The sequence below is a fragment of the Maritimimonas rapanae genome (assembly GCF_057837205.1).
Map to the genome: position 1 here is coordinate 992,144 of NZ_JBYQFI010000001.1, position 20,674 is coordinate 1,012,817.

19 protein-coding genes are annotated in these 20,674 nt (G+C 32.9%); 16 read left to right on the forward strand and 3 right to left on the reverse strand.

Annotated features, from left to right (window positions below; genetic code table 11):
• Positions 1-75 precede the first annotated feature (75 nt).
• From AC3IF2_RS04760 to AC3IF2_RS04785, 6 genes are all read left to right on the forward strand, one after another.
• On the forward strand, positions 76-1,419 hold the full coding sequence (locus tag AC3IF2_RS04760; protein WP_489165903.1) for an Atg14 domain-containing protein: 1,344 nt from the start codon (positions 76-78) through the stop codon (positions 1,417-1,419).
• A gap of 134 nt (positions 1,420-1,553) precedes the next feature.
• The gene (locus AC3IF2_RS04765; protein ID WP_489165904.1) at positions 1,554-2,603 is read left to right on the forward strand and encodes a hypothetical protein; all 1,050 of its coding nucleotides are present in this window, start codon (positions 1,554-1,556) and stop codon (positions 2,601-2,603) included.
• Positions 2,603-4,561, forward strand: a complete 1,959-nt coding sequence (locus tag AC3IF2_RS04770) for an AAA family ATPase (protein ID WP_489165905.1) — start codon at positions 2,603-2,605, stop codon at positions 4,559-4,561. The genes AC3IF2_RS04765 and AC3IF2_RS04770 overlap by 1 nt, the downstream gene beginning before the upstream one ends.
• 2 nt (positions 4,562-4,563) lie before the next feature.
• Positions 4,564-5,799, forward strand: coding sequence for a DUF6638 family protein (locus tag AC3IF2_RS04775; RefSeq protein ID WP_489165906.1), 1,236 nt, complete (start codon positions 4,564-4,566; stop codon positions 5,797-5,799).
• 46 nt (positions 5,800-5,845) lie between these two features.
• Positions 5,846-6,382 (forward strand): hypothetical protein, encoded by a 537-nt coding sequence (locus AC3IF2_RS04780; protein WP_489165907.1) that lies wholly within the window; start codon positions 5,846-5,848, stop codon positions 6,380-6,382.
• 5 nt (positions 6,383-6,387) lie between these two features.
• The gene (locus AC3IF2_RS04785) at positions 6,388-8,088 is read left to right on the forward strand and encodes a hypothetical protein (protein ID WP_489165908.1); all 1,701 of its coding nucleotides are present in this window, start codon (positions 6,388-6,390) and stop codon (positions 8,086-8,088) included.
• Here AC3IF2_RS04785 and AC3IF2_RS04790 read toward each other — a convergent pair.
• A complete protein-coding gene (locus AC3IF2_RS04790; RefSeq protein ID WP_489166903.1) occupies positions 8,085-9,560 on the reverse strand; it encodes a helix-turn-helix domain-containing protein in 1,476 nt (491 codons plus the stop codon). The genes AC3IF2_RS04785 and AC3IF2_RS04790 overlap by 4 nt on opposite strands.
• Positions 9,561-9,659: 99 nt before the next feature.
• Between AC3IF2_RS04790 and aceB the strand changes: the two genes are divergently transcribed.
• The 10 genes from aceB (at position 9,660) to AC3IF2_RS04840 (ending at position 18,426) form a co-directional block, all read left to right on the forward strand.
• Entirely contained in the window at positions 9,660-11,288 is a 1,629-nt protein-coding gene (gene aceB, locus AC3IF2_RS04795) for a malate synthase A (protein ID WP_489165909.1), read from the forward strand.
• Positions 11,289-11,330: 42 nt separating this feature from the next.
• Positions 11,331-12,608, forward strand: coding sequence for an isocitrate lyase (aceA, locus tag AC3IF2_RS04800; RefSeq protein ID WP_489165910.1), 1,278 nt, complete (start codon positions 11,331-11,333; stop codon positions 12,606-12,608).
• Positions 12,609-12,747: 139 nt separating this feature from the next.
• Positions 12,748-13,110: a DoxX family protein gene (locus AC3IF2_RS04805; protein WP_489165911.1), complete on the forward strand. Its 363-nt coding sequence runs from the start codon at positions 12,748-12,750 to the stop codon at positions 13,108-13,110.
• 5 nt (positions 13,111-13,115) lie between these two features.
• Entirely contained in the window at positions 13,116-13,646 is a 531-nt protein-coding gene (locus AC3IF2_RS04810) for an NADPH-dependent FMN reductase (RefSeq protein ID WP_489165912.1), read from the forward strand.
• Positions 13,647-13,649: 3 nt separating this feature from the next.
• Positions 13,650-14,069: a DUF1801 domain-containing protein gene (locus AC3IF2_RS04815; RefSeq protein WP_489165913.1), complete on the forward strand. Its 420-nt coding sequence runs from the start codon at positions 13,650-13,652 to the stop codon at positions 14,067-14,069.
• An 11-nt stretch (positions 14,070-14,080) separates the two neighbouring features.
• Positions 14,081-14,512 (forward strand): (4Fe-4S)-binding protein, encoded by a 432-nt coding sequence (locus AC3IF2_RS04820; RefSeq protein WP_489165914.1) that lies wholly within the window; start codon positions 14,081-14,083, stop codon positions 14,510-14,512.
• 4 nt (positions 14,513-14,516) lie between these two features.
• Complete coding sequence (locus AC3IF2_RS04825) at positions 14,517-14,765, forward strand: glutaredoxin family protein (RefSeq protein ID WP_489165915.1); 249 nt, start codon at positions 14,517-14,519, stop codon at positions 14,763-14,765.
• Positions 14,766-14,774: 9 nt separating this feature from the next.
• Complete coding sequence (locus AC3IF2_RS04830; protein WP_489165916.1) at positions 14,775-15,212, forward strand: MarR family winged helix-turn-helix transcriptional regulator; 438 nt, start codon at positions 14,775-14,777, stop codon at positions 15,210-15,212.
• Positions 15,213-15,320: 108 nt separating this feature from the next.
• Positions 15,321-16,190, forward strand: a complete 870-nt coding sequence (locus AC3IF2_RS04835) for a pirin family protein (RefSeq protein ID WP_489165917.1) — start codon at positions 15,321-15,323, stop codon at positions 16,188-16,190.
• 208 nt (positions 16,191-16,398) lie between these two features.
• Positions 16,399-18,426: an oxidoreductase gene (locus AC3IF2_RS04840; RefSeq protein ID WP_489165918.1), complete on the forward strand. Its 2,028-nt coding sequence runs from the start codon at positions 16,399-16,401 to the stop codon at positions 18,424-18,426.
• A gap of 117 nt (positions 18,427-18,543) precedes the next feature.
• Here AC3IF2_RS04840 and AC3IF2_RS04845 read toward each other — a convergent pair whose 3' ends face one another.
• Together AC3IF2_RS04845 and AC3IF2_RS04850 are read right to left on the reverse strand one after the other, a co-directional pair.
• On the reverse strand, positions 18,544-19,539 hold the full coding sequence (locus AC3IF2_RS04845; RefSeq protein ID WP_489165919.1) for a hypothetical protein: 996 nt from the start codon (positions 19,537-19,539) through the stop codon (positions 18,544-18,546).
• 14 nt (positions 19,540-19,553) lie between these two features.
• Positions 19,554-20,606, reverse strand: coding sequence for a prenyltransferase/squalene oxidase repeat-containing protein (locus AC3IF2_RS04850; RefSeq protein WP_489165920.1), 1,053 nt, complete (start codon positions 20,604-20,606; stop codon positions 19,554-19,556).
• Between the last annotated feature and the right edge of the window lie 68 nt (positions 20,607-20,674).

Genomic DNA, 20,674 nt, shown 5'->3' on the forward strand with positions numbered 1-20,674 from the left:
TTCAGTTTTATTATTTGATTTTTTTATCGAAATTGCTTAACCAAAAATTGTTCAACTTAAAACACATAATGCAATATGTCTGATGATTTTGATTTATTAGAAACAAATTCCAACGAAAAAACTGAGAAGGTAGATGTTAATTGGGGTAAGGCCATTGACCAGATGAAATCTAAATTGGCACAAGAAGACGACCCAGAAAGTCGCCAGAAAATTCTAAATGCAACATTAGACAATGTTGTAGATATGGCGGAAAAAGATAGAACTACTTTACTAGATGCCATTAAAGATTTGACGGATTACCAAGACGAAGTTGGTATTATGTTCGAAGGTTTTTCCGCTTTAAATGCAGAAGAGCAAAAAGTTATAGATGATGCTATTAAGCGTTTAGAACGTGCGAAAGTAGAACTTGAAGATGCTAATAATAAACCAGATACTTGGTGGAATAATCTTTGGGGAAGAAAAAGCAAGATTAGAAAAGCAGAAGAAGAGCTTAAAAACGCGCAAAAAGAACGTGATGCTGCTGACAATAAAGCAAAAGCAATGTTTCAACAACGTATTGAAACAGCCGATGTACAAACACTTTTAAATGAATTATCTTTTAAAAGTCAAGCTGCAATAAAGCGTTTAAAAGATAGAGAACTAGAAATTAAAGAAGTAGAAGAGAGTCTTAAAACTGCTATTGTAGAGGCAAGTAATAATCACACCAAAGCGCTAGAAAAGAAAAAAGAAGTGGAGGCTGATTTAGAAGAAAACTATGCGCTGTTAAAACAAGCTCGCCAAGCTTTAGAAGAAGTCGCAGATAAACAATCAACCGAATACTCTGATGCTTTGGCAAAAGTGACACAGTTAGAACAAAAAGTTGAAGAGTTAGAAGGCCTTAAAAATGCTTATACAACTTTAGCAGCTTCTAAAGATAGTTTTGTGCATAAACATAATCTTACGATAAAAGTACTTACTTCTTTACGTAGTAATCTACAAACACATCGCGCGAAGTTAAAATCTGACACCGATGAACGTCTAAAATATTATGATGGTTATGTAGTAGCCTTAAAAGCTAGAACAGACCAAGAGTTTGCAGCCATTTTAGAACATTTAGGTGTAAAAACTGATGAGCACATTGGTGAAACATTAGCTGCGATGCATACTGCAAGTGCTAAAGCTCGTCAAGAAATGATGGATAATATACCTGTTCATGAAAAAGTGATGCAAGGAGTTTACGGAAGTTACGCTGAAGCCTTAAAAGAGATAAGAAACAAGGACGCCGAAATTCAGAAAAATTTCGCAGAACGCTATGGTATTGATATGAAAGAAATTTTTGATGAGTATTATAAAGCCGATCCTAATGCACCTGGAGATGGAGGAGGAGAACCAGCTGGTGATCCGAAACCTGAAGCTAGCGACGACGATTTATTATCCTAAATAGTTTTGGCGTAACCCTCTTTCATTCAAACCGCTTGAGGGACGCGCTTTACATTGTATCTTTTGTACTTGCAAAAGGATGTCATTGCAACCGCTAACGCAAAATCAAAATAAGAAAAATTGTATCCTAAAGAATGATAGTAACACCTTTAGATTCTGCAGTACTCGATTCCAAAGAGCAATATGTTTTCTATCATAAAATGATGGACTTCGCTCTCAAAGAACTTATAGTAGCAGTACAACATAATCAAATTTGTAATCAGCAAGAAGTGCTCTTGTTTAAACAATATTGTGATCTGTTGTTGTATTCTATTGAAGCTATGCGTGTAAAATATATGTATGATGAAGAGGAAAACATGAAAATAGATTTAACAGATTCAGGTTTTCCAAACTACTTAGAGTTTCGCTATTTATTTAATGATTTAGAATTACGAGAAGATTATTTAGGAAAACTTACCAATGTAGATGTACTAAAAGAAGAATTTTTAGACACTTTATTACGTAAAAAAAAGCCTATAGTTAAACGCAAACTTTTTCAAGCAGCTTCAATTGTATATTATTCTTCAGCTAAAAAAGAATACATCTTTAACCGCTTTGTGCAAGGCAAAATTATTGAAGCACCTAAAAATTCACCAGGTAAATATTTAGTGAGTTGGAGTTTTTATGAAGTATCGCATAACCGACCTTTTATTTGTTATATGTACTTTAATTACGAAGGTAACAATGTATTAAAGGATAGAGAGGAAATTTACAAAGTACTGAAGACAGTAGCTGATAGAGAATTGGCTCTAGATATGATGGCTTATGCCATAGATAAAAGATTACCTAAGGTATATCCTAAGCAAATAAAACGTGTAGATCTTGGGCCGATTCATAATGTATTTGCTAAAGATGAAAATGCAATTACGCATGCAATTTTAGAAGGGATTTCAAATAAAACAATTCCATTAGAATCTTATGCTATTTCCTTTAAAATTGATGAAGTAAGTTCTAAAAGTGAATTTAAAGAAGGTAATTTCTTTAGTAAACAAACTTTTCAGAATTGGGATAAAATTTTCAGACAAAACTTTGTATTTGCCCCACATAGAATTATACAATTGCTATATAATAAAACGCCAGAGATTATGAATAAGCTTGCAAAAGCACCGATTCAAATTGCTGATTTAAACATTGATAAAAAATAATGGAACACAACTCAACCTTTCCTATAAAACAAAATGAACTTGATATGCTTCGTGATGAAGCTACATCTTATTTAAAATCTGTACAATGGGAACAAGGACAACGTGCCAAAAATAAAGAAGATAAAGGCAAAGATGAATCTATATTATTATACTTATCCAGAGCTAACAATGGGAGCAATGTTAATGTCACTTCTGTTTCTAAAACTGTTCTTGCATTAAAAAAACGACTATTACCAGAATCGGTTGCCATTCCAATACATCTTAACCAAACCTTGTATGCTGTTCAAGAAGGTATAACACTTGGTATTTGGGTTAAAGATAGTTACTATGATGCATCTGGATTATCGAGTTTAAGCGAAAATAAATCATCTTTAGATAGTTCTGGTAAAAGAGAATATGAGAGTAAAATGCATACAGCTACTGCGTTTATGTTATTTGCAACTTCATATAAGATTTTGCATGATTTAAAACCATATGCTTCCGACGATTTATCTATTATGAAACAAAAGTTTGCTGGTATTCCTGAAGTATCTTTGATGTCTCCATTAAAAGGAATCTCTTGCCAATTGTTTTATTACGATAAGTATTTGGCATATCCAGAAATCATTAAATCAGATAAAGATGTTGTAGATTTTACAGTAGTTTACTTTGAAGCATTAATAGATGAGATTCAGCTTAGAAAAAACAGCTTGGAGTATACCGAAACAATAATAGATAGAACCTACAAGCTTGAAAAATCAGATTTTGCAGTTTCTGGTTGGGATAATGTATTTTCTGGTACTGCAAAGAGTGTAGAATTTAATAAGATACAATTCGAACAAATTGTTGGTAATAAGGATGCAAAACATTTTGCTAGAAGATTGACCGAACGTTTATTGAGCTATGATTTTGATGCAAAGAAAAATCCGTTTCAAGAATTAGGTGGCTTTATGCCTGTTTTTATGGGTTATGGTATTCCAGGCACAGGTAAAAGTATGCTCATTGCTGCTATTGCAACACGATTAAAAGAGCACAGTGAAAACTTAGATATTCCGTTTTTGTTTCACCCAATGCCAGATACATTAATAAGTACTTTTCAAGGAGGTTCAGCAGAAAAAATGGTAGAATGGATGAAACCTTTGCAAGATCCTACCAAACTGATTTTTGCACCAATTGATGATGCTGAAAATAACTTGCAAGAACGTACAGAACAAGGTGTTTCTGCAGGCGTTAAAGAAGTTATTGGTGTTTTTCTTCGCTATACAGAAGGTGCTTATGCCGTGAACTATGGTAACAGTTCGATTGGTTTATTTACCAATTTACCAGAAATGCTTGATAAGGCGGTTATTTCTCGTGTTCAAGGTCGTTTTAAGATAGATGGTGCACGTACCGAGAATGATTTTTTAGATCAAGATCATCTTTGGTGGCGTAAGCTAGATAAGACCATGCCCAATTTTGTGAATATGCAGAACCCTAAGAGTTATCAGTATTTAGATGATCAAAAAATGGTAAAAAGTTTAGGTGAGATATTAGAAAAGATTGAAAAACCATCAGAAGAGCGTGTTTTAGAAACTTTTGATAAAGTAACCAAGCAACATAAGCATGACAATCATATGTTTTATGCAAGTTTGTATAAAGAGATTCAAAAAGTATTTCCGTTCTTTTCTTCGAGAGATGTTCGTAATATTCAAAAAGCAGTTTCATTGCGTTTAACCGATTTCGATTTAGAGAAAGATTGGTTCGAAAATCCTGAGATATATTTCAAAAAAGATTATGACACTAAGTTCAACATGCTGCAAGAATTAATGCGCGCAAATATGAAAGGTTTAGATTTTTCTGATATAAGAAGACAAGAGGTTATTCGCTATTTAGATAATGTAGCAACTATTGCTGATACAGATTTTAAACGTAAAGTAGATGCAAGAATTAACCAGCTAAATATTGATCTTGAAGCTAGAGAGCAGTTTGAGAAGAAATAAAGATGGATAAACTTAAAAAGGCTAATTTATATCAAAGTGAGCTCATTCCTGTTAGTGGTAAGCTCGTTGAGCGTTATAATAAATGCTTGGTAAAGCTTGGGTTTGAAAAAACCAAGTTGAAAAGCTTTTCTATTGATGGTATTGGCTGGAGCCCAGAAGTAGCTGAAGAAAAAAAAGATATTCATTATTTAAATCATGGTGATGCGAACCCTCATGGTATTATTATTTCTCCATTGCAAAAAGGGAAGCCGGTCTATATTCCTTATCATACTTTTGATCGTGAGATGATGAAATTCATTTTTAAAACGTACGAATCAAAAATAAATGACATTACTAGAGATTGTGCGATTTGCTTAGATTTTGATCAAGATATTGATGCGTTTTATGAGCCATTAGATGTTCTTAAATATAACACTGTTGCTATTAATTTTCATTTAATTAACGAATTGTATAATATTCAAAAAGAACAACTTAAACTAATTGAAATTTTTAAAGAAGGCAATAATTTTATCGACGAAGAAATTCATCAGAAGTTATTAGAATCAGCTAAAACTTATGGTGACTTACGTCATAGAGATTTAGAATTACCAGCGATAGAATTTAAAACGGATTCTTTTTATACAAGAGCACTTGGTGGCGTCTATGTTTTACGCGACTTTATTTCAGAGATTATAGTTTTTGAGGATAAAAAGTGGCACAAAAAAGCGATAGAAGATACAGTGCACGATGTATTGATTTATCATATAGATCAACCAGAATTGATGCAGAAGCTTCGTGATCATGTTATTATTGAATGTGATTTACGAAAGGCTGTAAAAACACCTAGATACCAACGTGTTAAAAAAGCAATGTTATGGCAAGAGCTAAAGGAAGTAAAGCATTCTATAAAAGATATTTTAGATGATAAAGTATTGTTTAGACGCTACCTTAATACGATAGATGCTCAAGCTTTAAAGCGAGTAAATGGAGTAGAAATTTATTTAGAACGATTAGAGAGGAGCAATGCATTTAAAATTAAAGACTTAGTAGATCAAAAATTTTATGATGCTCTACACGAACCACATTCATCTTTAGATGTAAGACATCAGGATTTGATCTGGAAACTGTTAATTAATATTTCACCTAAAGATGTTTTATTCTTGTATTGGTATGATAAAGAACAATTTTATAATACGTATCAAACTTGGGATGATTCTATGAAAGATTGGGTTATACAAACCATACAACGAAACATTTAAAATTATAACTAACTTAGTAGAAAGATATAAACCTAAAAATCATTAAATGACACTAGAACTCATTGTTTTTATAGCTGCTATTCTTTTTGGAGCGCTTTTATATTGGCGAGAATCTCAAAGTAATAAGCTTTATCGCTTTTTTAATAAGCTCATGTATTCAAAGAATTTGCAAATGAAACCAGAAGATAAAAAAGGTTTTTTTTATCAGCAATCGTTTTTGCTGCGCCTAGTATATGTTACTTTTTTATTCCTTGTTGGTATAGTAATTACGCGCTTTTTAATTCCAATTGACTTAGCTACCATTTCTTTATTTGCTTCTATGATAGCTGGTACTGTACTAGGAACTTACCTTGCAGGATTTATATTTAAATCATCTGAAGTGATTGATGAAAAATCTGACTCTCTTGAAGACATAGTTCAAGACACCATTGAAAAAGGAAAGGATTTTATTGAAGAAATAAAAAATAAGGACGAAGTAGTAGAAGAAAAGATCGAAGAAGTTAAAGACGATGTAGAAGAAAGTATTGAAGAAACAAAGAAAAGTGCTAGAGAACGATTAAAAGACAAAGGATACCTGAAATAATTACTATGATTAAGAGCTATTGGCAAAAAGGGACTAAGCAGAAAACTATAACTATTATTTTAGGTATAGTAATACTACTTCTACTTTTTATTTTACGAGATGATTATCAGCCTGTTATTTTGTTTATCAGAAAGTATATTTTCATCATATTATTAAGTTTATTAGTTCTCTATTTCGGAATTAGAAAATTTAGAAAGACGGCGAGTACTGGTGGCCGTTTAGGCACCTTGGCTTTTTTAATTCTGTTTTTCGTATTTCTATATGTTATAGGTTGGCATTTTAAGATGTACGATTATATGAAAACGTATAATGTATTTAATAACCTTAATAAAATAGAAGTGAATGAATTGCCACTAACGCAAAATGAGCGAATTCAACCATTGCGTAATATTTTTTCGATGGCTAATGAATCTGTTGGCGAAACCAAAGATGTGTCGTTACCACATTTGGTAAGAGTAGACGATACTAATAAATGGACAATGGCTATTCAACCTACCGAAAAATATATTTGGCAACGAATAAAGGATAATACAGAAGAGGTGTTTGCTGTTTCGAGTACAACGCCTTTTCCACGGTTTTCTAGCGAAAACCGTATTTCAGTAACCTTTTCAATAGGAGAATCTTTAAAATGGAGTAGAAATACTTACAATGCTGTAGTGCAAAGATTTAATCCCTTACAGTATGCTACAACAGAGCCTGGGGATGTATTTTACATGAAAAATGATAGCGGTAAATGGGTTCAGGTTGTTAGCCTTATTAAATGGAAAGGCTTTTTCTTTCCATATCCATCATTTGGTGGTGTTATGGTAGTAGACAATGGCGCACATAATTTTAATGATTATTTAGAGCGTATTTTTATTGGTAAAGGAACGTATATTTCTCCAAATGAAATGTCTAAATATCCTTATTTAACCAAACAAAATACACTTTCAGAAAAAGTATCTCGATTGCAAGCAGAGTCGCTTAAGTTTTTAGGAGGATTTAGTGACCCATTACCTTGGAATATGGAAACAGCGGTTAAAATACCAGACTTACCTGACGACCAAAATCAACAACCATTTGTAACTGATTTTGATTTTTCAGAATCTCAAACAGATGTTGGTGCTTATAGCGGTTTATATCATTGGTTTGGTCTTGAGCCAGTAGGTGATGAGCGCACTAGTTTAACCTATAGTGTTTTTGTACCTGCAGATGGTACAGATAAACTGTTTTATTACGACCATGCTTCAAAAAAAGAAGGTTATGCTGGTGTTTCTGCTATGCCTTTAAAAGTGATAGAATCTCGTAAAGAATTCGATTGGTCTGTGAATAAACCTGTAGAATTTAGACCATATATTAAAGATATTGCTGGTAGAAAAAGAATGTTCTTTTTAGGAACGATTTCGGCTATAAAACAAGATTCTGAAAAGTTTGATGGCTCTGCAACACCAGATTTAGCTTTAATTGATAGTGAATATCGCGATGTAGTTTGGATTGATGCTAAACATCCAAGCAAATGGAATAAGACTGTTTACGATCAACTAAATGAAGCCTGGCGGGCTAGTGAAGGCATAGATCACTATTATAATGATACTTCAGTATTATTAGAAGATGCCAATAAAATATTAGATTCTATTGACGTTATAGAAAAGCCAAGTGTAAATCAAAAAGAGATAGAAAGCCTACAAAAAAAGATAGATTCTTTAAAACAAGCAGAATCTAATTAAAAACTACTAATAATATCTTCTACTTTTCTTTCAATTTCTTTATGCCTTTTTTTCTTATCTAAATTAATTGGTTCAGCAGCACGTTCATTACAGTTTTTAATGGCGCAGGTTTCGCAGGTAACTCCAACTTTTTTTGTTTTAATAGATGGATATTTAAGAAAATTAACATGCTTTTTTAAATGAGGTGAAATTAACATGCCAATACTTACACTTCTATAAATATCCTTTTTAAATGGATCTGCAGTTGCAGAAGATAGTACCAAATATTGACTATTACTATCAGGATAATCTGATATTTGAACTTCAAAAAAGTGCTTTTTTTCAGGTGTTTTTGCCAATTCTTTTAATGTTCTTAAAGAAACCCATCTTCTACAATAATGTTCTTTAGATTCTGTGGCTCTTGGTGCTTGTTGTTGCGTAATATGTAATTCTTTGGTAAGGTCGTACAGACCACTATTGGTTTTATGGGTGAAACGCAAAAAGAAGAGGTTTTTAAAATGAAATTCTTTAGGCAGAATATTTGTTAAACGCTGGTAGAAGGTTTCGGGTGAGTTTGTAAACTTTAGCATCAATTCAGTAAATGCTTCTTCATTCCAAGTTTTTTTATTAAAAAAAGTTTTTAACTCATTCGTTAAGCTATCTTTAGGTATTAGTAAAGCACCAGCAAAATAAGATGCTAAAAAATTATTTAATACCTGATCAAACCCTTCAAATTTAATCCATGGAAAGGTGTATAAACGATCCTTTATATCCATAAAATTATATGCAATCTCTTTGACGTAAATAAATCGTTTCTGAGATTCATCTATTTCTTTTCCAATTAATAGAACTTTCTTTTTAGCTATATAAATAGATCGCAATTCCTCAAGATTATCATGTTTAGATAATTCTTGGCTGTTAATTTTGTAATTATATTCTTCAGTTAAGATTTCTTCAAGTTCTAAAGTACTCACCTGTTTAGATAAATCTAAATGATATGCTTTAGCAAATTTTTCTACTTGCTCTTCAATTTCATCAAAATAATTGTTTTGAGCTTCTTGATAGGAGCGAAGAGCAGCTAAGAAAAAACTTTCTCTAGAAACACTATAATGCTGAGAAATCTTTATTAATGTACTTATAAATGCATTTACTTTTATAGGTGCATTGGCAATAATGTCGATAAGGTTACTTTCTTTAATACCGAATACTTGTAAAGGAATTTCTTTTAAAATCTTCGATTGCAAGATTTCGCCAATAGGTGCTAAATTTTTATCTAATTTTAATGATACTAGATGGTCGTATGGCACATCTAAAACATCAGATAGCTTAACGATTTTGTCGGTTTTTGGATATTTTTTCCCTTTTTCAATCTCATTTAGATATGACTTAGACAACCCTGTTAATTTTGATAACCCGAAAAGAGATAAATGCTTTTCATTACGTATTTGCTTAAGTTTCAGCCCGAAAATTAATCGTATATATTCTTCTTCTATTACCATATTTTTTCTCAATGTTAGCTTGCGAATGTACAAAAAATAATGTTTTTTAAAATTTTAGCGAACGTTCGCTTGTTTTGTAACGTTTTTTAATTTATGTTTGTTGCATCATTTAAAAAATATGCTATGTTATTTAATGAAATACTTACCAATAAGGTAAAGATTCACAATTCAAAATTTTCTGATTATAATGAAATTCTAACCGATGAAGCATTAGACTTTTTAGTTAGTTTACATGACCGTTTTAATAATAATCGTATAGAATTATTAGAAAAAAGAGTTGAGCAACAAAGAAAGTTAGATAAAGGGTTTTTCCCAGCTTTCCCTAAAGAAACAAAAGAAATTAGAGAAGGAGATTGGGTTGCAGCTCCATTGCCCCAAGATTTGTTAGATCGTAGAGTAGAAATTACTGGGCCAACAGATCGCAAAATGGTGATCAATGCATTAAACTCAGGTGCCAAAATGTTTATGGCTGATTTCGAGGATAGTAATTCGCCTACATTCGATAATATGATGCAAGGGCAAATTAACCTTAAAGATGCGATAAATAGGACTATCACGTTTGAAGATTCTGTAAAAGAAAAAACGTATCAATTAAATAATGATGTTGCAACATTGTTAGTTCGCCCACGTGGCCTGCACCTTAATGAGAAGCATTTGACAATAGAAGGTCAAGAAATGTCTGGTTCTTTGGTTGATTTTGGCTTATACTTTTTCCATAATGCAAAGCGATTAATGGCAAATGGAAGTGGACCTTATTTCTACTTACCAAAACTTGAACATTATCTAGAAGCACGATGGTGGAATGATGTTTTTGTATTTGCTCAAGATTATTTAAGTATTTCTCAACAAACAATTAAAGCAACAGTTTTAATAGAAACTATTACTGCCAGTTTTCAGATTGACGAGATTATTTATGAATTAAAGGGTCATATGGCTGGCTTGAATTGTGGTCGTTGGGACTATATTTTCTCTTATATCAAAAAATTTAGAAATCATAAAAATTTCTTTGTGCCAGATAGAGCACAAGTAACTATGGCCACACCATTTATGGAAGCATATTCATTACGAGTAATTCAAAGATGTCATAAAAGAGGTGTGCATGCAATTGGAGGTATGGCTGCTCAAATACCAATTAAAAATGATAAAGAGGCTAATGATTTGGCATTTGATAAAATTAAAAAAGGAAAGGAACGTGAAGTGAAAAACGGACATGATGGTACTTGGGTAGCACATCCTGGTTTAGTAAAATTAGCAATGGATGTTTTTAATGTACACATGCCCACTAAAAATCAGATTCACATAAAAAGAGCTGAGCTAAATATAACAGAAGAGCAATTGGTAGAACAGCCAAAAGGCACAGTTACAGAACAAGGTATTCGCGAAAATATAAATGTAGGGATTCTGTATTTAGAATCTTGGCTTTCGGGTAAAGGAGCCGCCGCACTTTATAATTTAATGGAAGATGCAGCCACAGCAGAAATATCGAGAACACAAGTTTGGTATTGGTTGCAAAGCAAAGTTAAGCTAAATACAGATAAGGTCTTTGATATGGAAATGTATGTGAGATTACAAAAGGAAGAATTAGAGAAAATTGAAACTTTAGTAGGTAATGAACGCTATGTTAAAGGCAAATTTGATTTAGCTGTCGAATTATTCGATCAGCTGATTTTAACCGACGATTATCAAGAATTTTTAACATTAGATGCCTATAACTATTTATAATTTAACATGAAAAAGATTAATAATAACAAAACTTTACAAGCTATGAAAAGAGAACAAAGAATTCAAGAATTAGTGACAGACTGGACAGTAAATTCACGTTGGAAAGGAGTAGAAAGGCCGTATACCGCAGAAGAAGTTGTGAAATTACAAGGGTCTTATAAAATAGAGCATAGTATTGCCAAGTTAGGTGCTCAAAAATTATGGTATAAATTAAATAATCAAGAGTATGTTGCTGGTTTAGGAGCTCTAACAGGTAATCAGGCTGTACAAGAAGTAGAGGCAGGTTTAGAAGCTATTTATCTAAGTGGATGGCAAGTAGCAGCTGATGCTAATTTGGCTGGAGAAATGTATCCAGATCAATCCTTGTATCCTGCTAATAGTGTACCGATGGTTGTACAACGTATTAATAATGCATTATTGCGTAGAGATCAAATTCAAAGTGTAAATGGTTCAGAACATAAAATAGATTATTTGGCACCCATCGTTGCAGATGCAGAAGCTGGTTTTGGAGGTAATCTAAATGCTTTCGAGTTAATGAAAGGAATGATTGCTGCTGGTGCAGCGGGTGTTCATTTTGAAGATCAGTTGAGTTCAGCAAAAAAATGTGGTCACCTTGGCGGGAAGGTTTTAGTACCAACTCAAGAAGCAATTAATAAATTGATTGCTGCACGTTTGGCTGCAGATGTAATGGGTGTACCAACATTAATTGTTGCGCGTACAGATGCAGATGCTGCTAATCTATTAACGAGTGATATAGACGATAGAGATAAAAAGTTTGTGACTGGCGAGCGTTCACCAGAAGGGTTCTTTTATGTAAATAATGGTATAGCGCAAGGTATCGATAGAGGATTGAGTTATGCGCCTTATGCAGATTTAATTTGGATGGAAACATCTACACCAGATTTAGAACAAGCGCGAGCTTTTGCAGAAGCTATACATGCTGAATATCCTGATAAAATGTTAGCTTATAACTGTTCACCATCGTTTAACTGGGCTTCAAAATTAAGTGTAGCAGAAATGGAAACATTTAGAGAAGAATTAGCAGCTATGGGGTATAAATTTCAATTCATAACCCTAGCAGGATTCCATGCATTGAATACCAGTATGTTTGAACTATCAAGGGCCTATAAGAAAAGAGGTATGGCTGGTTATTCAGAATTGCAAGAGCGTGAATTTGCATTGCAAGGCGAAGGTTTTAATGCGGTAAAGCATCAAGGTTTTGTAGGTACCACATATTTTGATGCTGTGCAAAGTACAGTTACTTCGGGTGTGTCTAGTACAGTGGCCATGAAAGATTCTACAGAAGTAGCACAGTTCTAATTTAAGTATAGAATTAATTGGTTAAAGGAGCTTCAAACTGAAGCTCCTTTTTTATGCTATATAATTTCCATGTAAATAGTTTCCTTGGAAACTAAATATATTTTTTATATCTTTGTGCAAAATTTAAAAACAATAAATAATGAAACGAGACAAAATAATCTATTATATCGCAACAGGTTTACTAACATTGTTGATGCTTTTTTCTATAAGCATGTATTTTTTTAATCACGAAGAAGTAGCAGGGATGTTTAAAGGATTTGGATATCCTACCTATATAATTTATCCTTATGCAGTAGCAAAATTACTTGGTCTAGTTGCTATTTGGTTTGTTGGTAACAAAGTATTAAAAGAATGGGCTTACGCCGGATTTTTCTTTGCCTTTATTCTTGCATTTTTTGCACATGTTATGATTGGTGATGGTGAACAAATGGGTGCAGTAGTAGCAATGATTTTATTGGTTGTATCTTATGTATTCAGTAAAAAACTTGATAAAACTCTATAAAAAACATGAAAAAAGTTATAGTATTTGCAGGAAGTAGTAGTAAAAAATCTATAAATAAACAATTAGCCATTTATGGAGGGAGTTTGTTAAACGGACAAGAAGTAAGAGTTCTAGATTTAAACGATTACGAGCTACCATTGTATAGTATAGATATAGAGAATGAAAGTGGTATTCCAGAAAATGCTCACGAATTTTTAGAAGAATTACAATCATCAGACGGTATTATCCTTTCGTTGGCAGAGCATAATGGAGCTTATTCAGCGGCTTTTAAGAATTTGTTTGATTGGATGTCTCGTATTGATGGAAAATTATTAAAAGACATCCCGATGCTTTTAATGGCTACATCACCAGGTGGTAGAGGAGGAGCTTCGGTACTTGAAGTTGCTAAAGGTCGTTTTCCATACATGGGGGGAAATATAGTTAGTAGTTTTTCTTTACCAAGTTTTTATGATAACTTTAAAGAAGGAAAAATTTCAGATGATTCCTTAGATACTAAGTTTAAAGAAGCGGTTAAAACCTTAAAGAATAAATTATAAACGATGTCATCATATTTAAAAACAAAAGAAAACAATGAAGATGTATTAATATTCTTAAATAGTATTGAGGATACTATTAAAAAGCAAGATTGCTTTCAATTAATAGATATGATGAAAGACGTTTCTGGCACTAGCGCTAAGATGTGGGGTAGCAAAATGGTTGGTTTTGGTAAATATAGTTATAAGACCAAAGCGGGTAAGGTAGGAGAATGGTTTTTAACAGGATTTTCACCAAGAAAGAATGATATTTCTTTACATCTAATGTTTGGTTTAGAAGATCAAGCTGAACTTTTAGATAAGTTAGGAAAACACAGTATTGGTAAAGGATGTTTATATTTTAAAACGCTTTCAGATGTAGATCCAATAGTTTTAAAGCAAGTAATTAAGAATACATATCACCATATGAAACAAAACTCTAACTAAATCATAATAAGATGTCAGACGCAAAAGAAGTAGTAAAGAATTATAGTAATGATGATATTACCGTAGTTTGGAAGCCAGGAACATGCATCCATGCAAAGAATTGCTGGAAAGGATTGTTACAAGTTTTCAATCCACAAAATCGCCCTTGGATTAATATGGATGGAGCCTCTACAGAGCGTATAAAAAAACAAGTAGAAGCATGCCCTTCGGGAGCTTTATCTTATATAGCAAAAGGAGAGGGTAATAAAGAAGCTGTTCAATTAGAAACTAAAGTTGAAGCCCTAGAAAATGGACCGCTATTAGTATACGGAACTTTAAATATTACAGATTCTGACGGCTCAAAAGAAGTGAAAAATAAAACAACAGCTTTTTGTAGATGTGGCGCTTCAAATAATAAACCCTATTGTGACGGAGCTCATGTAAAAGTAGATTTTAGAGGATAAAATTATGAAGATTATAATATATGGTAAAAAAGGTCATGCTCATACTGTGGCATATAAAAACTTTTTGAGAATGGCAGAAATTCCATTTGAATATAAAGACATAATGATCGATGAAGAAGCTATGATTCACACAAAAAAAATATACGAAGGAGCCGTTAAGTTTCCTACTTTATTTGTGGATGATGAAGTGTATAAAACACCAACTTCAGATACTTTTAATAAAGTAATGAAAGACTTAAAATTAAGAGGATAGATTTTGAGTATGGGTGATATTGCTAAAGATATAAACTCAAAATTCACTAGTAGTAAAGTGAAGGCTTTATTGAATATTATTTATACAGCAAACTGGATTAATAGTAAACAAAATACATTTTTTAAACCTTACGGAATATCACCGCAGCAATATAATATCCTTAGGATTTTAAGAGGGGCTAAAGAACCATTAAAAGTGCAAACTATTAAAGAACGAATGATAGAACGCGCACCAAATGCAACTAGACTAATGGATAAATTATGTGCAAAAGAGTTAATAGAGAGATTACCTTGCCCAGAAGATAGGCGAGTAGTGCATATAGATATAACCAAAAAAGGGTTAAACCTTTTAAATGTTATTAATAATAACTTTAACGAAGACTTGTTAGCTAATTTAAGCAGTAAAGAAGCAGCTCAGTTAAGTGATTTACTAGATAAGATTAGATAGCGTTGTCATTCCTGTCTTTCGTCATCGCTCAAGATAAACTACGGTAGGAATCCAGTAAAACAAAATTTTTTATAACAATTGTTTCCTAGGAAAATAAATTTAAATAGTATGAATAAATTAAAAACTATAGAACATAAATTAGGGAGTCCTTTAGTAGATATGGGGCCAATTAGATTACGACAACCCATACCAAATACAACAATAGATCAGGTAGATCCATTTTTGTTATTGCATCATTACGGACCGTTTGCTATTAGTGCATTTAATAACCCTTTTGATCTAGGGCCGCATCCTCATAGAGGATTTGAACCTATCACCTTATTATTTAAAGGAGAGCAATTGCATCGTGATTCCCTAGGTAATGAAATGTTAGTAAAAGCAGGAGATGTGCAATGGACTACAGCAGGTAGAGGTATCATACATGCTGAAGGCCCTACGAAAGAGTTTGTTGAAAAAGGCGGTGAGCTAGAAGGTATTCAATTATGGCTTAACCTTCCTGCTAAAGATAAAATGATGCCAGCTGCTTATCAACACCTTAAAAGTGAAGATATACCTGTAGTAGAAAATGATGCTAAGACAATTAGTCTAAAAGTTGTTGCAGGTGAACAAGCAGATATAAAAGGCTTAATAAGAACACAGACCCTAGTTAATGTATTTACAGTTAAGGCTATTTCTAGCGGCACCATGCAAATTGAAATACCTGAGAATCATAAATCATTAATATATCTATTAGATGGTGAAGTATTGGTAAACAATGAAGCATTATTAAAAAAAGGTGCTATGCAGATGGTAACTTTTAAGCAAGATGGAGACAGTATTGAATTTGAAGCAAGAAAAGAAAGTACTTTGTTAATATTATCAGGCGAACCTATTAATGAAAAAGTAGCTCAATATGGTCCATATGTGATGAATACCCAAACCGAACTTATGGAAGCTATGAAAGACTTTCAACAAGGTAAAATGGGATATTTGTATTAATGTCACTTCGAGTGATTTTCGATAGAAAATTGTATCGAAAAGTTAGATGTTTTCGTATTATCCTCATTTAATCAATTTTGTCACCCTGAACTTGTTTCAGGGTCTCATCTCAATAATTAGAACTCGGAGAACTTCTCTGAGTTTTTTTCTTTACGAAAAGAAAGTTATCTTGCAGACTATTATGCGCGCATAATAAATTACAGCAACTATGAGCAAGTATAAACATATTTTTGAACCACTAGATTTAGGATTCACAACACTAAAAAATAGAATTCTAATGGGTTCTATGCATACGGGTTTAGAAGAAGAAAAGAATGGGTATGAAAGAATGGCTGCTTTTTACGCAGAACGTGCAAGGGGCGGTGTTGGCTTAATAGTAACAGGAGGCATTGCACCAAATATTCAAGGATGGACAGGGCCTTTTTCGGCTAGAATGAGTTCAAAAAAACACGCTAAACATCATAAAAAAATAACTGAAGCTGTTCATAAAGAGGGCGGAAAAATTTGTATGCAAATTTTACATGCTGGTAGATATGGTTACCATCCTTTTAATGTAGCTCCTTCAGCTATTAAAGCTCCAATAAACAGGTTTAAACCTTTTAAGCTCACTAAATCTGGCATTAACAGAACGATACGTGATTTTGTGAATTGTGCTAAACTATCTAAAGAGGCTGGTTACGATGGTGTTGAGATTATGGGTTCAGAAGGATACTTGATTAATCAATTTATTGCAGACAGAACCAACAAGCGTAATGATGAATATGGAGGGAGTTATGAGAATAGAATGCGTTTACCAATTGAATTAGTAAAAAAAACAAGAGAAGCTGTTGGTAAAGATTATATTATAATCTATCGATTATCAATGCTTGATTTGGTAGAAAAAGGAAGTACTTGGCAAGAAGTTGTTCAGTTAGGAAAAGAGATTGAAAAAGCAGGTGCTACAATTATTAATACAGGTATTGGTTGGCACGAATCTAGAATACCAACTATAGCTACATCTGTACCAAGAGCTGCGTTTACATGGGTTACCCAAAAGATGAAAGAAGAAGTTTCTATTCCGCTAGTTACTTCTAATCGTATTAACATGCCAGAAACAGCAGAAAAAGTATTGGCAGAAGGTCATGCAGATATGATTTCAATGGCGAGACCATTTTTAGCTGATGCAGATTGGGTAAATAAAGCTTTCGCGGAAAAAGATGATGAAATAAATACCTGTATAGCTTGCAATCAAGCATGTTTAGATCATGTGTTTAAACAAAAAGTAGCGAGCTGTTTGGTAAACCCAAGAGCTTGTCACGAGACAGAATTAGTTTATAAAGAAGCCTCCATAAAAAAGAAAATTGCAGTTGTAGGTGCTGGCCCGGCAGGATTAGCAGCTTCTACAGTAGCGGCACAGCGCGGTCATGAAGTTACGTTGTATGACGCTGATGCTGAAGTAGGAGGTCAGTTTAATATTGCAAAGCAAATTCCTGGTAAGGAAGAATTCTATGAAACCATTCGCTATTTCAAAAAACAATTAGAGTTACACAATGTAGATGTGCAATTAAACACTAGAATGAACGTCGAAGATATAGCTAAATTAGATTTTGATGAAGTTATTTTAGCTACTGGTATTATTCCACGTACGCCTAGAATTGAAGGTATAGATCACGAAAAAGTATTAAGCTACATAGATGTTTTAAAACATAAAAAGCCTGTAGGTAAAAGAGTTGCGGTTATAGGTGCAGGTGGTATAGGTTTTGATGTTTCTGAGTATTTAGCTCACGAAGGTGAATCACCGTCATTAAATATAGATACTTGGCTAAAAGAATGGGGAATTGATAAGACAATGTCTGTAAGAAGTGGTATTGAAGGAATAAAACCAGAAATAGAGCCCTCACTAAGAGAAATCTTTATGTTTAAACGCAGTAAGGGCAAATTTGGTGGCAAACTAGGTAAAACCACAGGTTGGATTCACCGTTCTACGTTAAAGAAGAAAAAAGTACAATTTATTAATCAAGTAGAATACACAAAAATTGATGATCAAGGCTTACATTATATTCAGAATGAAGAGCAAAAGGTGTTAGATGTAGACACTATTGTTATTTGTGCTGGTCAATTGCCTTTTAAAGAATTACTAGAACCGCTATTGGCAAAAGGACAAAGTGCACATGTAATTGGTGGAGCCGACATTGCTGCAGAATTAGATGCTAAAAGAGCAATAGATCAGGGTAGTAGATTAGCTGCTAAAATTTAAAAGTATAATCAAGTTCTACTAATTCATTAACCAATTGATGTCAGTTCGAGTGATTTTCGATAGAAAATAGTATCGAGAACAAATTTTAAAATTGTGAATTTCTACAAGAAATATTGGTTAATATTTAAACCATTGCCATAAAGAAGCTGAGATTAGCCCTAAAGCTTGTTCTTCTACCTTTTTTGTAAGATTTAACTTTTGAATAGAAATAACTAACTTTTCTATAACATCATTTGAAACCTTTTCTGCATATTTAGATTGTATCCATATCGAAGTCAAATTATTCTTTAAAGAGTCATTATTTTTTTTTGCAAAGATTAAAGGATCTTCTAAAGCTGCCTTATACAAGAATAAATTCCATTGATTGGCTTTAAGATCATTCCATACATCTTTAGCATCATCAATGACCCAATAACAATTCCCGATAGATCTTCCTATTTCACGCATGAGTAATTCTTTATTTCTACCATTACTTTGAGCAGCATACTTAGCCATCACTTCAAAAGGTCCTGATGATTTAAGTTCAAGGGCAGATCTTATTTCAGTTAGATTTGTTGTATTTAAAAGTTCTGTTTTAGAGAGAAAAATCTGCGCCTCAAATAACCGTTTTAATAGATTAAAGATAGTTTCAGGCTTATGAATGGTTTCTTCATTAATATCCTGAAGGACTCCCCTCGTTAAATTACTCAAGTATTTTTCCATTGGACTCGGAGCATAATTTTCAGAACCGCCTCTATTGATAAAAGGTTTAAATACCTGTAAAGAAGTAACTCTATCTATACCTATATCTGTTTCGTCGCATACATAATCAAAAACACTAATTCCTAAATTAAAACGTCCACACCAATCTCGAACTATTGTCATTTCTTCTGCATTTAACGAAAATAGTTCACCAAATACTTTACCAATTAGGGCACCAAATCCATATACTGATCTCAATTGATTGGGTGTCGGGGTTGTTAAATCATCCTTAGCATGTTCGATCTTAGCATCTTCAAAATCTACACGTTCTCGAGTATCAATATATTCAGCTAAATAATCTTGATGATCTGGTAACCCTGCCTTTTGCCAGGCTTTAAAAAAAACGGTTTCAAAATGTTCATCCCAATTCATTAAGCTGTAGATGATTAGGCTTTTAAGTTATTATATTTTTGAGATTCTGAATGCCTCCAGAAATCTAAGGCATAACAAGCCATGGCTGTAGCAAAGATGCCATTTTGATCTTTAACATAAGAATTACCGCCCCCGTTCTCCATACTCCAAATATCAACAATTGCTGGGTTTACAATATTGGGAGCAGGAATTCGTAAAATATAGCCTCCATCCCAAGATCCATCTGGTTCTTGAGATTCTATCAAAGCTTTAAGGCATAACTCTTTTTCTTTATTAGTATCAATATTTGATAAATGTACTAATGTTTCTAACGCCATAGCTGTTGAAAAAGCATCTGAATTATCTGATGATTCAATACCAAATCCTCCATTTGAAAGTTGCCTATTGATCAAACTCTTAACAATTTTCTTTGCATGTTCTTTTGGTAAAATCTTTTGTTGCTTAGATAATGCTCTTAATAAAAGTGTTGTTGTATAATAAGGACCTCGCCACCAATAGGAATCGATCAAACCTTCATTCTGTTGTTCCATCAACCACTGCAAAACTACTGGTGTTTTTTCATTATTAATATCAGCAAGTACGGCAACAATGGAAACATCGGGATGAGCAGACGTCCAACCAGCAATAACTTCTTTACTTGGTGCAGAAATGAATTCGCCAATACCAGATTCTATATTATAGGTAGCAATGCCATGATCGATAAAATGACTCCATAAAAATGTTTTGGCTTTTTGTAGGTCAATATCTTTTAATTCATCAAAAGACTGTAAAGCCATTAAAGACCATGCCGTAGAATCTGCATCGGGTGGAACGATAGCGCTGTATGACCAAGCACCTATTGCATGGCGAGAATTTAAAAGAAATTTTTGAGATGTTATAATAACATCTTTTAGCTGGGTAAGCTTACTAATGTGTGCTAGAACAAAACCAGTTACCCAAATATCAGATGTGCCAGCCAGAGTAGGAAATCCTTGCCATCTACCATCATTATTTTGAGATAAAAGATAATTTATTCCATTATTGATTACCTTATCAATATTAGATTTAGACTTAAGAAATAAGTTCATCTACAGTTAGTTACGATTGAGTTTAAAGATACTAGATTTTTTTGCTTCAAAAAAAATTGATTATATTT

What these genes read in the sequence shown, in the direction of transcription:
- AC3IF2_RS04760 (WP_489165903.1), top strand. Translation starts at nt 76, where the DNA reads ATGTCTGATGATTTTGATTTATTAGAAACAAATTCCAACGAAAAAACT.
- AC3IF2_RS04765 (WP_489165904.1), top strand. Translation starts at nt 1,554, where the DNA reads ATGATAGTAACACCTTTAGATTCTGCAGTACTCGATTCCAAAGAGCAA.
- AC3IF2_RS04770 (WP_489165905.1), top strand. Translation starts at nt 2,603, where the DNA reads ATGGAACACAACTCAACCTTTCCTATAAAACAAAATGAACTTGATATG.
- AC3IF2_RS04775 (WP_489165906.1), top strand. Translation starts at nt 4,564, where the DNA reads ATGGATAAACTTAAAAAGGCTAATTTATATCAAAGTGAGCTCATTCCT.
- AC3IF2_RS04780 (WP_489165907.1), top strand. Translation starts at nt 5,846, where the DNA reads ATGACACTAGAACTCATTGTTTTTATAGCTGCTATTCTTTTTGGAGCG.
- AC3IF2_RS04785 (WP_489165908.1), top strand. Translation starts at nt 6,388, where the DNA reads ATGATTAAGAGCTATTGGCAAAAAGGGACTAAGCAGAAAACTATAACT.
- aceB (WP_489165909.1), top strand. Translation starts at nt 9,660, where the DNA reads ATGTTTGTTGCATCATTTAAAAAATATGCTATGTTATTTAATGAAATA.
- aceA (WP_489165910.1), top strand. Translation starts at nt 11,331, where the DNA reads ATGAAAAGAGAACAAAGAATTCAAGAATTAGTGACAGACTGGACAGTA.
- AC3IF2_RS04805 (WP_489165911.1), top strand. Translation starts at nt 12,748, where the DNA reads ATGAAACGAGACAAAATAATCTATTATATCGCAACAGGTTTACTAACA.
- AC3IF2_RS04810 (WP_489165912.1), top strand. Translation starts at nt 13,116, where the DNA reads ATGAAAAAAGTTATAGTATTTGCAGGAAGTAGTAGTAAAAAATCTATA.
- AC3IF2_RS04815 (WP_489165913.1), top strand. Translation starts at nt 13,650, where the DNA reads ATGTCATCATATTTAAAAACAAAAGAAAACAATGAAGATGTATTAATA.
- AC3IF2_RS04820 (WP_489165914.1), top strand. Translation starts at nt 14,081, where the DNA reads ATGTCAGACGCAAAAGAAGTAGTAAAGAATTATAGTAATGATGATATT.
- AC3IF2_RS04825 (WP_489165915.1), top strand. Translation starts at nt 14,517, where the DNA reads ATGAAGATTATAATATATGGTAAAAAAGGTCATGCTCATACTGTGGCA.
- AC3IF2_RS04830 (WP_489165916.1), top strand. Translation starts at nt 14,775, where the DNA reads ATGGGTGATATTGCTAAAGATATAAACTCAAAATTCACTAGTAGTAAA.
- AC3IF2_RS04835 (WP_489165917.1), top strand. Translation starts at nt 15,321, where the DNA reads ATGAATAAATTAAAAACTATAGAACATAAATTAGGGAGTCCTTTAGTA.
- AC3IF2_RS04840 (WP_489165918.1), top strand. Translation starts at nt 16,399, where the DNA reads ATGAGCAAGTATAAACATATTTTTGAACCACTAGATTTAGGATTCACA.
- AC3IF2_RS04845 (WP_489165919.1), bottom strand. Translation starts at nt 19,539, where the DNA reads ATGAATTGGGATGAACATTTTGAAACCGTTTTTTTTAAAGCCTGGCAA.
- AC3IF2_RS04850 (WP_489165920.1), bottom strand. Translation starts at nt 20,606, where the DNA reads ATGAACTTATTTCTTAAGTCTAAATCTAATATTGATAAGGTAATCAAT.